13 protein-coding genes are annotated in these 15,151 nt (G+C 72.2%); 9 read left to right on the top strand and 4 right to left on the bottom strand.

What is annotated here, in order from left to right:
- Positions 1 to 65: 65 nt before the first annotated feature.
- Positions 66 to 2,024 carry an acetate--CoA ligase gene (gene acs / locus OHB00_RS28600; RefSeq protein WP_406438847.1) on the bottom strand — a complete coding sequence of 653 codons (1,959 nt, stop codon included), beginning with the start codon at positions 2,022 to 2,024 and terminating at the stop codon, positions 66 to 68.
- A 238-nt stretch (positions 2,025 to 2,262) separates the two neighbouring features.
- A complete protein-coding gene (locus OHB00_RS28605; RefSeq protein ID WP_406438849.1) occupies positions 2,263 to 4,692 on the bottom strand; it encodes a SulP family inorganic anion transporter in 2,430 nt (809 codons plus the stop codon).
- A gap of 281 nt (positions 4,693 to 4,973) precedes the next feature.
- Between OHB00_RS28605 and OHB00_RS28610 the strand changes: the two genes are divergently transcribed.
- Positions 4,974 to 6,236, top strand: a complete 1,263-nt coding sequence (locus OHB00_RS28610; protein ID WP_406438851.1) for a hypothetical protein — start codon at positions 4,974 to 4,976, stop codon at positions 6,234 to 6,236.
- 24 nt (positions 6,237 to 6,260) lie between these two features.
- On the opposite strand, the gene OHB00_RS28615 is transcribed toward OHB00_RS28610, so the two are convergent.
- Positions 6,261 to 7,241, bottom strand: coding sequence for an ATP-binding protein (locus tag OHB00_RS28615; RefSeq protein ID WP_406438852.1), 981 nt, complete (start codon positions 7,239 to 7,241; stop codon positions 6,261 to 6,263).
- A 100-nt stretch (positions 7,242 to 7,341) separates the two neighbouring features.
- Here OHB00_RS28615 and OHB00_RS28620 point away from each other — a divergent pair, with 100 nt between their 5' ends.
- Positions 7,342 to 8,166, top strand: a complete 825-nt coding sequence (locus OHB00_RS28620) for an oxidoreductase (RefSeq protein ID WP_406438854.1) — start codon at positions 7,342 to 7,344, stop codon at positions 8,164 to 8,166.
- 391 nt (positions 8,167 to 8,557) lie between these two features.
- On the opposite strand, the gene OHB00_RS28625 is transcribed toward OHB00_RS28620, so the two are convergent.
- Positions 8,558 to 9,382: an HAD family hydrolase gene (locus OHB00_RS28625; RefSeq protein WP_406438855.1), complete on the bottom strand. Its 825-nt coding sequence runs from the start codon at positions 9,380 to 9,382 to the stop codon at positions 8,558 to 8,560.
- 581 nt (positions 9,383 to 9,963) lie between these two features.
- Here OHB00_RS28625 and ssd point away from each other — a divergent pair.
- The 7 genes from ssd to OHB00_RS28660 all read left to right on the top strand — a co-directional run bounded on the left by ssd (position 9,964) and on the right by OHB00_RS28660 (position 15,106).
- Positions 9,964 to 11,064, top strand: coding sequence for a septum site-determining protein Ssd (gene ssd, locus OHB00_RS28630; RefSeq protein WP_406438857.1), 1,101 nt, complete (start codon positions 9,964 to 9,966; stop codon positions 11,062 to 11,064).
- Positions 11,061 to 12,242: a TadA family conjugal transfer-associated ATPase gene (locus OHB00_RS28635; protein ID WP_406438859.1), complete on the top strand. Its 1,182-nt coding sequence runs from the start codon at positions 11,061 to 11,063 to the stop codon at positions 12,240 to 12,242. Before ssd ends, OHB00_RS28635 begins: the two co-directional genes overlap by 4 nt.
- 134 nt (positions 12,243 to 12,376) lie before the next feature.
- Positions 12,377 to 13,246 (top strand): type II secretion system F family protein, encoded by an 870-nt coding sequence (locus OHB00_RS28640; protein WP_406438861.1) that lies wholly within the window; start codon positions 12,377 to 12,379, stop codon positions 13,244 to 13,246.
- Positions 13,243 to 14,031, top strand: coding sequence for a type II secretion system F family protein (locus tag OHB00_RS28645; RefSeq protein WP_406438863.1), 789 nt, complete (start codon positions 13,243 to 13,245; stop codon positions 14,029 to 14,031). The genes OHB00_RS28640 and OHB00_RS28645 overlap by 4 nt, the downstream gene beginning before the upstream one ends.
- Before the next feature lie 94 nt (positions 14,032 to 14,125).
- A complete protein-coding gene (locus tag OHB00_RS28650) occupies positions 14,126 to 14,305 on the top strand; it encodes a DUF4244 domain-containing protein (RefSeq protein ID WP_406438865.1) in 180 nt (59 codons plus the stop codon).
- Between the two features lie 28 nt (positions 14,306 to 14,333).
- Positions 14,334 to 14,663: a TadE family type IV pilus minor pilin gene (locus OHB00_RS28655; protein ID WP_406438866.1), complete on the top strand. Its 330-nt coding sequence runs from the start codon at positions 14,334 to 14,336 to the stop codon at positions 14,661 to 14,663.
- A gap of 152 nt (positions 14,664 to 14,815) precedes the next feature.
- Positions 14,816 to 15,106, top strand: a complete 291-nt coding sequence (locus tag OHB00_RS28660) for an Rv3654c family TadE-like protein (protein ID WP_406446018.1) — start codon at positions 14,816 to 14,818, stop codon at positions 15,104 to 15,106.
- The last annotated feature ends 45 nt before the right edge of the window (positions 15,107 to 15,151 follow it).

Here is a 15,151-nt window from a genome sequence, read left to right on the forward strand (position 1 = left end):
CCCGGCGCGTTTCGCGCCGGGGGCGCCCTCTTGGGCCGTGCCGGTCATGGCTGTGCCGACCGGGGTCAGTCCTCGCTGGGCGACGCGGGCAGCTTCGCCTGGATGAGGTCCATGACCGTGGAGTCGGTCAGCGTCGTCACGTCACCGAGCTGCCGGTTCTCGGCGACATCGCGCAGCAGCCGGCGCATGATCTTGCCGGAGCGGGTCTTCGGCAGCTCCGCCACCGGCAGGATCCGCTTCGGCTTCGCGATCGGGCCGAGCGTGGCGCCGACGTGGTTGCGCAACTCGTTGACCAGCCCCTCGTCCTCCGCGTTCGCCGTGCCGCGCAGGATCACGAAGGCGACGATCGCCTGCCCGGTCGTCTCGTCCGCGGCGCCGACGACGGCCGCCTCGGCGACCGACGGGTGGGACACCAGCGCCGACTCCACCTCGGTCGTCGAGATGTTGTGCCCGGAGACGAGCATGACGTCGTCCACCCGGCCGAGCAGCCAGATGTCGCCGTCGTGGTCCTTCTTCGCGCCGTCACCGGCGAAGTACCTGCCCTCGAACCGCGACCAGTACGTGTCCAGGAACCGCTGGTCGTCGCCCCAGATCGTGCGCAGCATCGACGGCCAGGGCTCGGTCAGCACCAGGTAGCCGCCGCCGCCGTCGGGGACCTCGTTCGCCTCGTCGTCGACGACGGTGGCCGAGATGCCGGGCAGCGGGGTCTGCGCGGAGCCGGGCTTGGCCGCGGTGACACCCGGCAGCGGGCTGATCATCATCGCGCCGGTCTCGGTCTGCCACCAGGTGTCCACGACGGGAGTGCGGTCGGCGCCGATGTGCTTGCGGTACCAGATCCACGCCTCGGGGTTGATCGGCTCACCGACCGAACCGAGCACCCGCAGGCTGCTCAGGTCGAACTTCGCGGGGATGTCGTCGCCCCACTTCATGAACGTGCGGATCGCCGTCGGCGCCGTGTACAGGATCGTCACCCCGTACTTCTGCACGATCTCCCAGAACCGGCCCTGGTGCGGGGTGTCCGGGGTGCCCTCGTACATCACCTGCGTCGCGCCGTTGGCCAGCGGGCCGTACACGATGTACGAGTGGCCGGTCACCCAGCCGACGTCGGCCGTGCACCAGTACACGTCGGTCTCCGGCTTGAGGTCGAAGACCGCCCAGTGCGTGTACGACGTCTGGGTGAGGTAGCCGCCCGAGGTGTGCAGGATGCCCTTCGGCTTACCCGTCGTACCGGACGTGTAGAGGATGAAGAGCGGGTGTTCGGCGTCGAAGGGCTCCGGTGTGTGCTCGGCCGACTGCCGCTCGACGATCTCGTGCCACCACACGTCCCGCGTGTCGTCCCAGGCCACTTCCTGCCCGGTGCGGCGCACGACCAGCACGTGCTCGACGTTGCCCGCCTTGCCGACCGCCTCGTCCACGGCCGGCTTGAGCGCGGACGGCTTGCCACGCCGGTAGCCGCCGTCGGAGGTGATGACGACCCTGGCGTCCGCGTCCTGGATACGGGTGGCCAGGGCGTCCGCCGAGAAGCCGCCGAAGACCACGGAGTGCGCGGCGCCGATCCGGGCACAGGCGAGCATCGCGATCGCCGTCTCCGGGATCATCGGCATGTAGACCGCGACCCGGTCACCCTTCTGAACTCCCAGCTCCAGCAGGGCGTTGGCCGCCCTGGAGACCTCGTCCTTCAGCTCGGCGTAGGTGATCGCGCGGCCGTCGCCGGGCTCACCCTCGAAGTGGATGGCGACCCGGTCGCCGTTGCCGGCCTCCACATGCCGGTCCACGCAGTTGTACGCGACGTTGAGCTCGCCGTCCTTGAACCACTTGGCGAACGGCGGGTTCGACCAGTCCAGCGTCTCGGTCGGCTCCTTGGCCCAGGTCAGCCGGCGGGCCTGCTCGGCCCAGAAGCCGAGCCTGTCAGCCTTGGCCTGTTCGTACGCCTCGGCCGTGACATTGGCGTTCTCGGCCAGGTCAGCGGGCGGCGCGAAGCGTCGCTCCTCCCTCAAGAGGTTGGCCAGGCTTTCGTTGCTCACGACATCTCCCTTTCGAAGGGTGTCCGTTGTGTCCCAGGCCACAGCTCATCAGACCTGAGGCCCCGGTGACAAGGGCCGCCGAATAATTGGTTTAGACCTATCAGGTGCGGTGGGGCGCGGTGCGGTGAGGGGTGCCGCGGCCGGGCGTGGCCGAGCCTGCCAGTTCCGGGTGTGCCGTGGCACGCCGGACCCGCCGTCGCCGTCCCGTGCGGTGCAGACGGCCCCGAGCGCCCGTGGCTCACACCGGGCTGGGCAGCTCCTCCGTACCGGGTACTCCCTGGAACACCCCTCCCTCCGTGTCCGCGATGCCCCGGCTCAGTAGATACGCCTGCGCCTCGCCCACGTGGAAGTACATCCCGTGCAGCTCAAGCTCGCCCGCCGCAAGCGCCCGCGCCACCGGGTCGTGCGCCCGCAGGTGCTCCAGCTGCTGGACCACGTTGGTCAGGCACAGCCGCTCCACCGTGTCCGCCGGCGGCTGTCCGGCCAGCCGGGCTCCCGTACGGCCCTCGTCGGCCAGCAGCGCCAGACTCGGCAGCCCGTGCCGCAGCCACCGCCCGAGCGGGGTCGCCGCGCCCCCGGTCCCGGAGCCGAGCAGCGCCTGCATCGCCCCGCACCCGGAGTGCCCGCACACGGTGATGGACCGCACCCTCAGCATGTCCACCGCGTACTCGATCGCGGCCGCCACCGAGTCGTCCCCGTTCTCCTCACCCGGAAGAGGGACCAGGTTGCCCACGTTGCGGACCACGAACAGATCACCCGGGCCACTGGACGTGATCATCGAGGGGACGAGCCGGGAGTCGGCGCAGGTCAGGAAGAGCTGCGACGGCCGCTGCCCCTCGCGCGCCAGCCGGGCCAGTTCCTCCCGCACCAGGGGCGCTGTGTCACGCTGGAACGCGCTGATTCCGCGGGCGAGTTCATGCCCTGCCCCGGCAGATCTCCCGAGCCGGCGGCCGGGACCATGACCGAGACCTTCGTGGGGGCCGGGACCGTGAGCCACGTGCGGTCCGAGACCCTGACCCGCGTGCGCCCCGGGGCGGTGGCCCATGTGCGGTCCGGGGCCGTGCCCGTGCTCCGGTCCGTGGCCTTGCTCCGGTGAGCGGACGCCCGCGCGGCAGCCGGTCAGTTCGGCGGAGCCGCCCTGCGCGGTGTGGGCGCTGCGCCAGTCCCGCAGGGACTCGTACGCCGCGTGGTCCATGAACGAACCGTGCAGCTGCACCACGGCGTGGACGCCCCGGGGTACGAGATGCAGGACTCTGCTGAGCCGGGGCACCGCGAGGAACGTCAGCTGTCCTCTTACGTGTACGTGATGGACTCCTTCCTTCTCTTCGTGGGTGATGCGGGTGCGGGCGAGGCGGTGCAGGGCGACGGCGACGGCCACGGCGACCCCGAGGAGCACGCCCTCCAGGACCCCGAGGAGGACCACCCCGAGTGTGGTGACGGCGTACACCGGCACTTCGCGGTGGCGGGTCACCGTGCGGATGTGGTGCAGAGACACCATCTGGATGCCGACTGCCATCACCAGGGCGGCGAGCGAGGCGAGCGGGATGAGATCCAGGACCGGGACCATCAGTAGCGCGGCGACTACTACGAAAACGCCGTGCAGCATCGTGGAGTTCCGGCTCACGGCACCGGATCGCACATTCGCCGAACTGCGCACCGCGACCCCCGCGACCGGCAGGCCGCCGAGCGCCCCCGACACGATGTTGGCAGCGCCCTGACCGAGGAGCTCCCGGTCCAGGTCGGAGCGGCCTAGGCGGGACTGGGGCCCGGTGCGGCCGGCCACCAGCTTGTCCACGGCGACCGCGCCCAGCAGCGACTGCACGCTGCACACCAGCGTGGTGGTGAGCACGGCGGCGACAAGGCCGAGCACCGGCCCATCGGGCAGCCCCGCCAGGGCATGGCTGCTCCAGGAGGGCAGGTCGACCCGGGGGAGGGTGAGCCCGGTGAGCGAGGCGGTCGCGGTGGCACCGGCGACGGCGGCCAGGGCGGCCGGGACCGTACGCAGCGGACGGCCTGCTCTGCCCGGGACCCGGGGCCAGCCGAACAGCAGCGCCAGAGTCAGCGCGCTCATCGCCACGGCGGCCGGGTGCAGGTTCGCCAACTGGGCGGGCAGCGCCTTGACGTTGGCGAGGACCGAGCTCTGCGGGGTGCCGCCGAGCACGATGTGCAGCTGGGCGACGGCGATGGTGACGCCGATGCCGGCGAGCATGCCGTGCACGACGGCCGGGCTGACGGCGAGCGCGGTCCGGGCCACGCGCAGGCAGCCCAGGCCCAGCTGGGCCAGCCCGGCGAGGACGGTGATGCCGCAGGTGGCCCGCCAGCCGTACCGGTGGATCAGGTCGGCGGTCACCACGGTGAGTCCGGCGGCGGGGCCGCTGACCTGGAGCGGGCAGCCGCCGAGCCGCCCGGCGACCAGTCCGCCCACGGCCGCCGCCACCAGGCCGGCCTGGAGCGGGGCGCCGGTGGCGAGGGCGATGCCGAGGGACAGCGGCAGAGCGATCAGGAACACCGCGACGGACGCGGACAGGTCGGCCCCCGTGACGGGGGAGCGGCGGCGCGGGGGCACGGCCGGATGCTGTGGCCGGTCAGCGCCGGTGCCGGACTTGGGAGTTGTGGCTCGGGCGAGGCCGAGGCCTTCGGAGTGCGTGGGTACGCGGGCTGATGACATGTTTCCCGTCTCCTCCGGGGCAGCGCGGTCGCGGATCGTGGCGGGATGAATCAACACTCGGTAAACGAATCGTAATGCAGAGTAAAGACCAGGCATGGATTTTATGCGCAAATGGGGCACCCCCTCACCTCCATGGGTGAAGTGAGCAGTTCATCGGCTTGTCGTATTAATCCCTCTCTCGGTCCTATGCGACCTTGGCCGCGCTGTCGGCAGATACCCGGCACATCGCCATAAAACGCCGTCACCGGCGTTCGCCGAGAGAAGGAAGAAGGTGAGCGGAATTGGCCGCCACCCAGAGGATTGCGGTCGGCGCCGTGGCCGCCGCGGCCTGTGCCGCGTCGGTCGCCGGTTGTGCGACCGGTACCAACTCCGAGCAAGGGGCGTCCGGGCCGCAGAAGGGAGCACCGGCGCCCCAGAGCGTGATCCGTCTGATCGGCGACGGGTCCACCGCGTACACCGGGGCGCAGCCGCATCTGCCCCGGCCCGAGCGGCTCAAGGCCGGTGAGAAACCGCCGCAGTTCGTGGTGTTCTCCTGGGACGGTGCGGGCGAGGACAGTCAGAAGCTGTTCTCGCACTTCCGCAAGGTCTCCAAGGAGAACCACGCGAACATGACGTTCTTCCTCAGCGGTGTCTACATGCTGCCCGAGGAGAAGCGTGACCTCTACCGGCCCCCGCAGCACTCGCCCGGCAGCTCCGAGATCGGCTTCAACGACGAGCAGGGCATCGCCGACACCGTCAAGCAGCTACGGCTGGCCTGGCTGGAGGGCAACGAGATCGGCACCCACTTCAACGGGCACTTCTGCGGCCCCGACGGCGGGGTCGGCGAGTGGTCGGTGGCCGAGTGGAAGAGCGAGATCGCCCAGGCCAAGCAGTTCGTGAAGACCTGGAAGACCAACACCGGCATGAAGGACGCCGCGCCGCTGCCCTTCGACTACGACAAGGAGCTCATCGGCGCCCGCACCCCCTGCCTGGAGGGGCAGAAGAACTTCGTCAAGGCGGCGAGCCAGCTGGGCTTCCGCTACGACACCAGTGGTGTCAACAACCAGGTCTGGCCCAAGAAGAGGGAAGGGCTGTGGGATCTGTCGATGCAGCTCGTTCCCTTCCCGGGCCACTCCTACGAGCAGTTGACCATGGACTACAACTTCATGGTCAACCAGTCCGGCACGTCGACCCAGGGCGACCCCGACAAGTACGAATACTGGGGCGACCAGATGCGCGACGGGCTGCTCCAGGGCTTCAACCGCGCCTACAACGGCAACCGGGCACCGCTCGTCATCGGCAACCACTTCGAGTCCTGGAACGGCGGCACCTACATGCGCGCCCTCGACGACGTCGTCGCGAACGTCTGCAACAAGCCCGAGGTGCGCTGTGTCTCCTTCCGTCAGCTGGCCGACTGGCTGGACGCCCAGGACCCGCAGGTCCTGGCGAGGCTGCGCACCCTGAACGTGGGCGAGGCCCCGCGGCAGGGCTGGGAGACCTTCCTGTCCGGGCGTTCCGCCCCGGCACCGAAGGGGGTGCCCGGGGCGCCGGCGGTCAGGCAGTAGGGGCAGGTCCGGGGTGGCTGCCCCTCATACGGAGGCGGCCACCCCTTCGCCGAGCACGAAACCGGGGTCGATCTGCGCGGCCAGGTCGGCCCCGGTGCGCTCGTTGCCCCACGACAGGGCGTTCTTCAGGTGGAAGTGGACCATCTGCCGGGTGTAGCGCTCCCAGTCCCGCAGCTCGTACGTCGCGTCGGTGGCAACCTTGAGGGTCTGCAGGGCACGGGAGTTGGGGCCCTCCAGGAGGTCGAACCGGGGTGGGCGGCCCTTCTCCATGGCACGCACCCAGTCCGAGTGCCCGACCGTGACCAGCAGGTCGTCCCCGACCTCCGAGCGCAGGAAGTCGATGTCCTCCTGCCCCTGCACCTTGTTGCCGACGACCTTCAGGGCGACGCCGAAGTCCCGGGCGTACTCCCTGTACTGGCGGTAGACGGAGACCCCCTTCCGGGTCGGCTCGGCGACGAGGAACGTGATGTCGAAGCGGGTGAACATGCCGGAGGCGAAGGAGTCCGAACCCGCCGTCATGTCGACCACGACGTACTCGTCGGCACCGTCGACGAGGTGGTTCAGGAACAGCTCCACCGCTCCCGTCTTGGAGTGGTAGCAGGAGACCCCGAGGTCCGCTTCCGTGAAGGACCCGGTGACCATCAAACGGACGGCACCGCCGTCGAGTTCCACCGGCCGCGCACAGGCGTCGTACACCGGGTTGGGTTCCCGCACCCGGACCAGCCGCGAGCCCTCGCCGGGCGGGGTGGTCTTGATCATCGTCGCGGCGGAGGCGATGCGCGGGTTGTGGCCGCGCAGGTAGTCCTTGATCAGGGAGAGTCGCTCGCCCATCGCGGGCAGCGCCTCCGCCTCCGTCTCGTCGAGGCCGAGCGCGGGGCCCAGGTGCTGGTTGATATCGGCGTCGACGGCGACGACCGGTGCGCCGGCGGCCGCGAGATGGCGGATGAACAGGGAGGAGAGCGTGGTCTTGCCGCTGCCGCCCTTTCCGACGAAAGCAATTTTCATGTTCACGAAGGGTAGTCGCGCGATAGCTGTACGTGTCACGCGAAGTGAAGAAGACCACTCCTTCGTGGAGTCCCGGGGCGGGGTGCGTACTGTCGTACTCATGAGTACGACAGGTGCGACCGCCGACCCGCTCGCGGCCCTGGGCGCGCTGCCCGGGGTACCCGAGTCCGTGGAGTCCGTGCGCAAGGCCGTGGACCGGGTCTACGGGCACCGGATCATGCGGCGCCGCAGCAACGCCGTCACCTCGGAGGCCGCGCTGCGCGCCGCCCGGGGCAGCGCCGCGCTGTCCGGTGCCGACTGGGCGCTGGAGGAGGTGCGGCGGCGCTCCGACTTCGGTGTGGACGACGACGCGCGCGTGGTGGGCGCCGCCCTTCGGCTGACCGCGGAGGCGGGCCAACTGCTCTCCATCTGGCGGCAGTCGCCGCTGCGGGTGCTGGCCCGGCTGCACCTGGTGGCGGCCGCGACGGGTGACGACGAGGTCGGTCGGCCGCGCCGGGCCGGCGAGAGTGTCCACGAGCCGCTGGTGGAACTGCCGCTGCCGGAATCCGACGAGGTGTCCGGGCGTCTGGACGGGCTTGCCGAGCTGATCGTCGCGGGGAGCGAGGCGCCCGCGCTGGTGACCGCCGCCGTGGTGCACGGCGAACTGCTCGCGCTGCGGCCCTTCACCTCGTGCAACGGGCTGGTCGCGCGCGCGGCCGAGCGGATCGTGCTGATCGGCAGCGGCCTCGACCCCAAGGCGATCTGCCCCGCCGAGGTCGGCCACGCGGAACTGGGCCGCGCCTCCTACCTGGCGGCCCTGGACGGCTACGTCTCCGGCACCCCGGAAGGGATGGCGGCCTGGATCGCCCATTGCGGGCGCGCGGTGGAACTGGGCGTGCGCGAGTCGACGGCGGTGTGCGAGGCGCTGCAGCGCGGGGCGGCGTAGGTCCCGTCCGTAAGGCGGCGCAAGGCCCGGAAAAGGGTTGCGGCGGTACGAGGACTCGTACCGCCGCTGGCATGCTCACCGGGTTACCAGGCGTCCTCGATATGTCGCCCATCAGGTCGGGTGCTTTGCCCGTCACCTGGTGCGGCTGGCCCGTAATCGACGGGTCGACGTCGCGTGGGTGCCCAGTGTTCATGCTCGGTCCGTGGGGCCAAATGCGTTTTAAAGGTGATCCTCTCGGATGTCCTTCGGTCTCGCGGGCCGCTAACCCCTTTGTACTGCAAGCCCGGAGCAAGCGGAAGTCCTGCCTACAGTTCTTTACTTTTAGGTTCAAAGACGCTCTAAAGGGGCGGCAGTGCGCCGAACGGGTGAATGGGCTCGCGGGTGGGCCGGTTCAGGCGACCGTGCTCCGGCGCCGGCTCGCGTACCAGACCAGGCCGGCGGTCGCGGCCGCCGCTCCTATGGCCGCCGCGGCGACCAGGGCCGGGCGTGGGGGCGCGGAGATCCGCTGCTTGAGCCGTACCGGCCGGTGGAAGTCCAGGATCGGCCAGCCGCGGGCGAGGGCCTCGCGGCGCAGCGCGCGGTCCGGGTTCACGGCGTGGGGATGCCCGACTGCCCGGAGCATCGGCACGTCGGTCGCCGAGTCGCTGTAGGCGTAGCAGCGGTCGAGGTCGTACCCCTCGGAGGCGGCCAGCTCCCGGATGGCGTCGGCCTTGGTGGGGCCGTACGCGTAGTACTCCACCTCGCCGGTGTAGCAGCCGTCGTCGCCGACGACCATGCGGGTGGCCACCACCCGGTCGGCGCCCAGGAGCTCGCCGATCGGCTCGACCACCTCGGCGCCCGACGTGGAGACGATGACGACGTCCCGGCCGGCCTGGTGGTGCTCCTCGATGAGGGAGGCGGCCTCGTCGTAGATGATCGGGTCGATCAGGTCGTGCAGGGTCTCGGCGACGATCTCCTTGACCTGCTGGACGTTCCAGCCACGGACGAGGCCGGACAGGTACGCGCGCGTGCGCTCCATCTGGTCGTGGTCCATACCGCCGACCAGGAACACGAACTGGGAGTACGCGCTGCGCAGTGCCGCCCTGCGGTTCATCAGGCCGCCTTGGTAGAACGACTTGCTGAAGGTGAGCGTGCTCGACTTCGCAATGACCGTCTTGTCCAGGTCAAAGAAGGCCGCTGTGCGGGGCAAGGAGTGGTTTTCCACGACCCCGAGCATAGGCGCCCACCATTCGGCGTAAGGTGGGGCGCGTGGGTTTGCCTGAGAGGGCTCTCGGGTACACCATGGAAGTCACGGATCGTTCGCGACCGTGCTAACCCGGCCCGACTCCTCCCCCCCCGAGTCGGCCGTGGAGACGACCCCCACTCTCCCCCCCGGTGGGGGTCGTCGCATGTCCGGGTGCGTTTTCCTCCTCTCTCGCGGGCCGTGAGGCCTGGGCCGGGCGGCTTTGGTCGCCCTTCTCGCACACCCATGATTCATCACGCTGTGTAGTCGTGGCGCTGCGCTGTGGAAGTCGCACAGACCCCAGAACGGGCCTCACCGGTATGGGTGACGGCGATATTCACAACCACTGGGTTGTCCACAGTTTTGGACCAAGATCCACACGATTTCCGGGTTCGCTGCACCGTGATTCCAGCGCGCTCCGGCGGCGGCGAGTTCATGGCCGGTTCCGTTTGTCGGGCGCCAATGGCCGGTTTCTGTCGGCCGTGCATATGGAGCCGCTTGCCGGTGCTCCGCACGTTTGGGAATCGCGTGGCCGCAGGGGCCACGCGGGGGAAGCAGCCAAGGGGGAAGCTCACGTGGCCAAAACCGTCACCCAGGACCCGCCGTCCGCCGCCTCGGGACGGCCCGGACGCCCGATGATCGTCACCGAGGACGCCGAACTCCTCGACGACCTGCTGCGCCTGTGCGCGGCGGCCGGTGCCAAACCGGAGGTCCACCACCGCCCGCCGGAACGCGGCGGCGGCTGGGAGTCCGCCCCGCTCGTCCTGGTCGGAGACGACGCCGCACGACGGGTGCGCGGCGCGGCGCGCCGGCGCGGGGTGGTGCTGGTCGGCCTCGACCAGGACGACCCCGATGTGTGGAAACGGGCCGTGGAGATCGGCGCGGACCACGTCCTGATGCTGCCCGACGGCGAGCAGTGGCTCGTGGACCGGATCGCCGACGTCGTCGAGGGCGTCGGCCGCCCGGCCCTCACCGTCGGCGTCATCGGCGGCCGGGGCGGGGCCGGCGCCTCCACGCTGGCCTGCGCGCTCGCCGTCACCTCCGCGCGGGAGGGACTGCGCACCCTGCTGGTGGACGCGGATCCGCTGGGCGGCGGAATCGACGTACTCCTCGGCGGCGAGACGGCCGAGGGCCTGCGCTGGCCCGCCTTCGCCGCCTCCCGCGGCCGGCTGGGCAGCGGCGCCCTGGAGGAGTCGCTGCCCGAGCTGCACTCGCTGCGGATCCTCAGCTGGGACCGCGGTGACTGCGTGGCGATCCCGCCGCCCGCCGTCCGCGCGGTGCTCGCGGCCGCCCGGCGGCGCGGCGGCACGGTCGTCGTCGACCTGCCGCGCCGCCTGGACGACGAGGTCGCCGAGGTCCTCACCCAGCTCGACCTCGCCGTCCTGGTGGTCCCCGCCGAACTCCGCGCGATCGCGGCGGCCGGACGGGTGGCGGCCACCGTCGGCATGGTCGTGCGCGATCTCAGGGTGGCGGTACGGGGGCCGTACGCGCCGGGGCTGGACGACCGAGAGGTGGCCCGGCTGCTCGGCCTGCCGCTGGCCGGCGAGGTACCCGACGAACCCGGGCTCACCCGTCCGAACCGGAAACCGCCGGGATCGGCCGCGCGCGGACCGCTGGCCCGCTTCTGCAAGGGCTTCTGGGAGCGCACGCTCGTCGAGGCCGGTGGTGTCGCATGAGGACGGATGCCACGGCCGGTGACGGTCCGGCCCTGCTCGACGGCGTACGGCGCTGGCTCGCCGAGAGCGGTGCCGAACCGACGCCCGCGCGGGTGGCGCAGGCGCTGCGCGCCCAGGGGCGGGTCCTCGGCGACGCCGAAGTCCTCGGCGCGGCCGAGCGGCTGCGCTCCGAACTGGTCGGCAGCGGCCCGCTGGAGCCTCTGCTCGCCGACCCCACGGTCACCGACGTCCTGGTGACCGCCCCGGACCGGGTCTGGGTGGACCGCGGCGGCGGCCTGGAACTCACCCCGGTCGCCTTCCCGGACGCGGCGGCGGTACGACGCCTCGCGCAGCGGCTGGCCGCGGTGGCCGGCCGGCGCCTGGACGACGCGCGTCCCTGGGCGGACGCCCGGCTGCCCGACGGCACCCGCCTGCACGCGGTCCTGCCCCCGGTGGCCGTCGGCTGCACCTGCCTGTCCCTGCGGGTGGTCCGGCCCCGCGCGTTCACGCTCGACGAACTCGTCGCGGCCGCGACCGTGCCGCCGGGCGGCGACCGGATCCTGCGGGCGCTCATCGCCGCCCGGCTCTCCTTCCTCGTCAGCGGCGGCACGGGCACCGGCAAGACGACCCTGCTGAGCGCCTTGCTCGGCCTGGTCGGACCGGGGGAGCGGATCGTGCTCGCCGAGGATTCGGCGGAACTCAGGCCCGAACACCCGCATGTCGTACGGCTGGAGACCAGACCCGCCAACCAGGAGGGCGCGGGCCTCGTCACCCTGGAGGACCTGGTCCGGCAGGCCCTGCGGATGCGGCCCGACCGGCTCGTCGTCGGCGAGGTCCGCGGGCCCGAGGTGGTCCACCTGCTGGCCGCGCTCAACACCGGCCACGAGGGCGGCTGCGGCACCGTGCACGCCAACGCGGCCGCGGACGTACCGGCCCGCCTGGAGGCGCTCGGCACGGCGGCCGGGCTCGACCGGGCCGCCCTGCACAGCCAGCTGGCGGCCGCGCTGTCGGTGGTGCTGCACCTCGTACGGGACCACGCGGGCCGGCGGCGGATCGCCGAGGTGCATGTCCTGGAGCGGGACCCCTCCGGGCTGGTGCGGACGGTACCGGCACTGCGCTGGGAAGCGGAGGCGTTCGCGCGCGAGCGGGGGTGGGAGCGGCTGCGGGGGCTGCTCGGCGGCGACGTGGGTGAGCTGTGAGCTCGAAGCGACCCAAGCGGCCTGCGAGTTCGAAGCGGCTGGCTGGTTCCGGTCTGAAGTGACTTCTGGCTCAGGTCCGAAGCGACTTCTGGATCCGGCCCGAAGTGACCTCAGTGATCCATGACTTGAAAGGGATGTGTGTGATGGGTGAGACGACGGCCGGTGCGGCCCTGGTGTGCGGTGGGGTCATGGCCTGGCTCCTGGCCGAGCGGCAGCGCGAGGTACGGCGGACGCGGCTGCTGCTCGCCGGTGGCGGAGTGGTGGCCACCGGGCCGCCCTCCTGGGAGCGGGCGCTCGCGGAACTACGGCGGCTGCACGGCCGTTGGCGGGGTGAGTGGTGGGCCCTGGCCGCCGGTGTCACGCTCGCGCTCCTCACCGCCTCGGTCCTTCCGGTCCTCGCGGGGGCGGCCGGGGTGCCGGTACTGCGCCGGATGCGACTGGCCCGGCAGGCGCGGCGGACGCGGCAGACGCGCGCCGACGCGGTGATCGCGCTGTGCGGGGCGCTCGCCGGCGAGGTGCGCGCCGGACGGCAGCCGGGTGAAGCCCTCTTGCGGGCCGCGCGGGACTCCGGTGGTCTCGGCGAGGCCCGGCCGACAGTGGTCGCGGCGGCACGCTTCGGCGGAGACGTGCCGGGCGCCCTGGCGGTGGCGGCGCGGCAGCCCGGCGCCGACGGCCTGCTGGGGCTCGCGGCCTGCTGGCGGGTGGCCGTCGACCAGGGCGCCGGTCTCGCGGCCGGCCTCGACCGCCTGGACGCCGCCCTGCGTGCGGAACGGGACCAACGCGCTGATCTGCGCGCCCAGTTGTCGGGCGCGCGGGCCACGGCGGTGCTGCTCGCCGCCCTGCCCGCCCTCGGCCTGCTGCTCGGCTCGGCCATGGGCGCCGACCCGCTGCGGGTACTGCTGCACACCGGGGCCGGCCTGGGCTGCCTGGTCGTCGGCGCCGTGTTCGAGGGTGCCGGAATGTGGTGGGCGGGCCGGATCGTGCGGGGAGCTGAGGCGGCGTGAGCGCGGAGGTTGTCCACAGGCTGGGGGTGACGGCTGCGGTGCTGGTGTCCCTGGGCTGGTCGGCATGGCGGCTGGAGCGGGCCAGGCGCGGCCGCCGCGCCCGGCGGAAGGCGGCCGAACTGCTCGGTTCGCGGAGGCTGGCGCGGGCGGAGAGCCGCTCCGGCGTCAGCGATGCCGTCCGCAGGTGGCTGCCGGTCGTCGGTGCGCTGTGCGGCGGCTGGGTGCTGGTCGGCGGGGTGGCCGGCGCACTGCTGGGGCTGGGCGTCGCCGTGGTGCTGTGGCGGTGGCGGAGCCGGACCGGCGACGCGGACCGGGCGGCCGAGGCGGAGGCGGCCGAGGCCGCGCGCCAACTTCCGCTCGCCGCCGACCTCCTGGCGGCCTGTATCGCCGCCGGGGCCGGTCCGGTGGACGCCGCCCTGGCCGTCGGGGACGCCCTCGGTGGACCCGTCGGGGAGGGGCTGGCGCGGGGCGCGGCGGAGGTACGGCTCGGCGGTGAGCCGGCGGCTGCCTGGCGGCGGTTGGCCGGGCTGCCGGGCGCCGCCGCCCTGGCCCGGCTGCTGGAGCGTGCCGACGAGTCCGGACTGCCGGCGGCCGTGCCCGTCGCCCGGCTCGCCTCGGACGCCCGCGCCGAGTGGGCGAGAAGCGCGACCGAGCGGGCGCGACGGGCGGCCGTGCTGATCTCGGCGCCGGTCGGGCTGTGCTTTCTGCCCGCGTTCATCGCGATGGGCGTGCTCCCCGTGGTGATCGGACTCGCGGGCGGGGTGCTGCGAGGGGGAGGTGGATGAAGGACGCGATAGCGGAGCCGTCGACAGGAACTGACGTCGATTTCAAGCAAGTTCATGCGAGACATGTGAGCCATGCGGGTTCAAGGGAGTCGAGATGTACCGGAAGATGCGGATGTTGTTGCGCCGGGACGCGGGAATGGTCACGTCCGAGTACGCGATGGGGATCATCGCCGCCGTCGGGTTCGCGGCGGTCCTCTACGCGGTCGTGACGAGCGGGGAGGTCAGTGCGGAGCTCCAGGACATCGTGAAGCGAGCCCTCAGTGCGCGGATGTGAGCGAGGGCGCGGGGCGGACCGGGGGTTCGTGACCGCGGAGGCGGCCGTCGTGCTGCCGGTGCTGGTGGCGTTCACGATGGCGCTGGTCTGGGGGCTGCTCGTGGTGGCCGCCCAGATCCGCTGCGTGGACGCCGCCCGCACCGGGGCGCGGGCCGCGGCGCGGCAGGACGCCGAGGAGGCGGTGATCGCGGTGACGAAGGAGGCGGCGCCGGACGGGGCGACGGTGGCCGTCGGCCGGGAGGGTGACGAGGTACGGGTCACGGTGGTGGCGAGGCCGCCGGTGCTGGGCGCGCTGCCGTTCGAGGTGCGGGAGTCGGCGGTCGCTTGGGCGGAGGGGCCGACGGGGGCGGGGCCGTGAGGGGGCGTGCGGCGGTCGGGTGGCTGCGGGCCGGTGGGGGCTGGTCGCGCCCACGCGGCGGAGCCGCAGATGTCACAGCCCCGCGCCCCTTTGGGGCACGTTGCAGCGGGGCGCGTGATCAAGGCTCTGCCACTGTCTGGAGCGTCGGGGCGATTGCTGTGCTGTGCGTGGTGTTCGGGGTGGTGCTCGGCCTTGGGCATGTCGTCGTGGTCCGGCATCGCGCGGCCGGTGGCGCCGACATGGCCGCCCTCGCGGCGGCGGACCACTGGGCTGAAGGCACAACGGCGGCCTGCGCCCAGGCCGACCGGGTGGCACGAGCACAGGGTGCGCGGCTGACGCGGTGCGTGATCGTCGGGGACGTCTCGGATGTGTCGGCGGCATCAGGCGGTGGGCCGTTCACAGCAGAGGTCCGGGCCAGAGCCGGCCCCGCCGCGACGCCCTGAAGGGGCGCGGGGCTGAGACATCCGCGACTCCGCCGCGTGGCCGCG

The sequence above is a fragment of the Streptomyces sp. NBC_00631 genome (genome assembly GCF_045206895.1).
Taxonomy (GTDB): Bacteria; Actinomycetota; Actinomycetes; order Streptomycetales; family Streptomycetaceae; genus Streptomyces.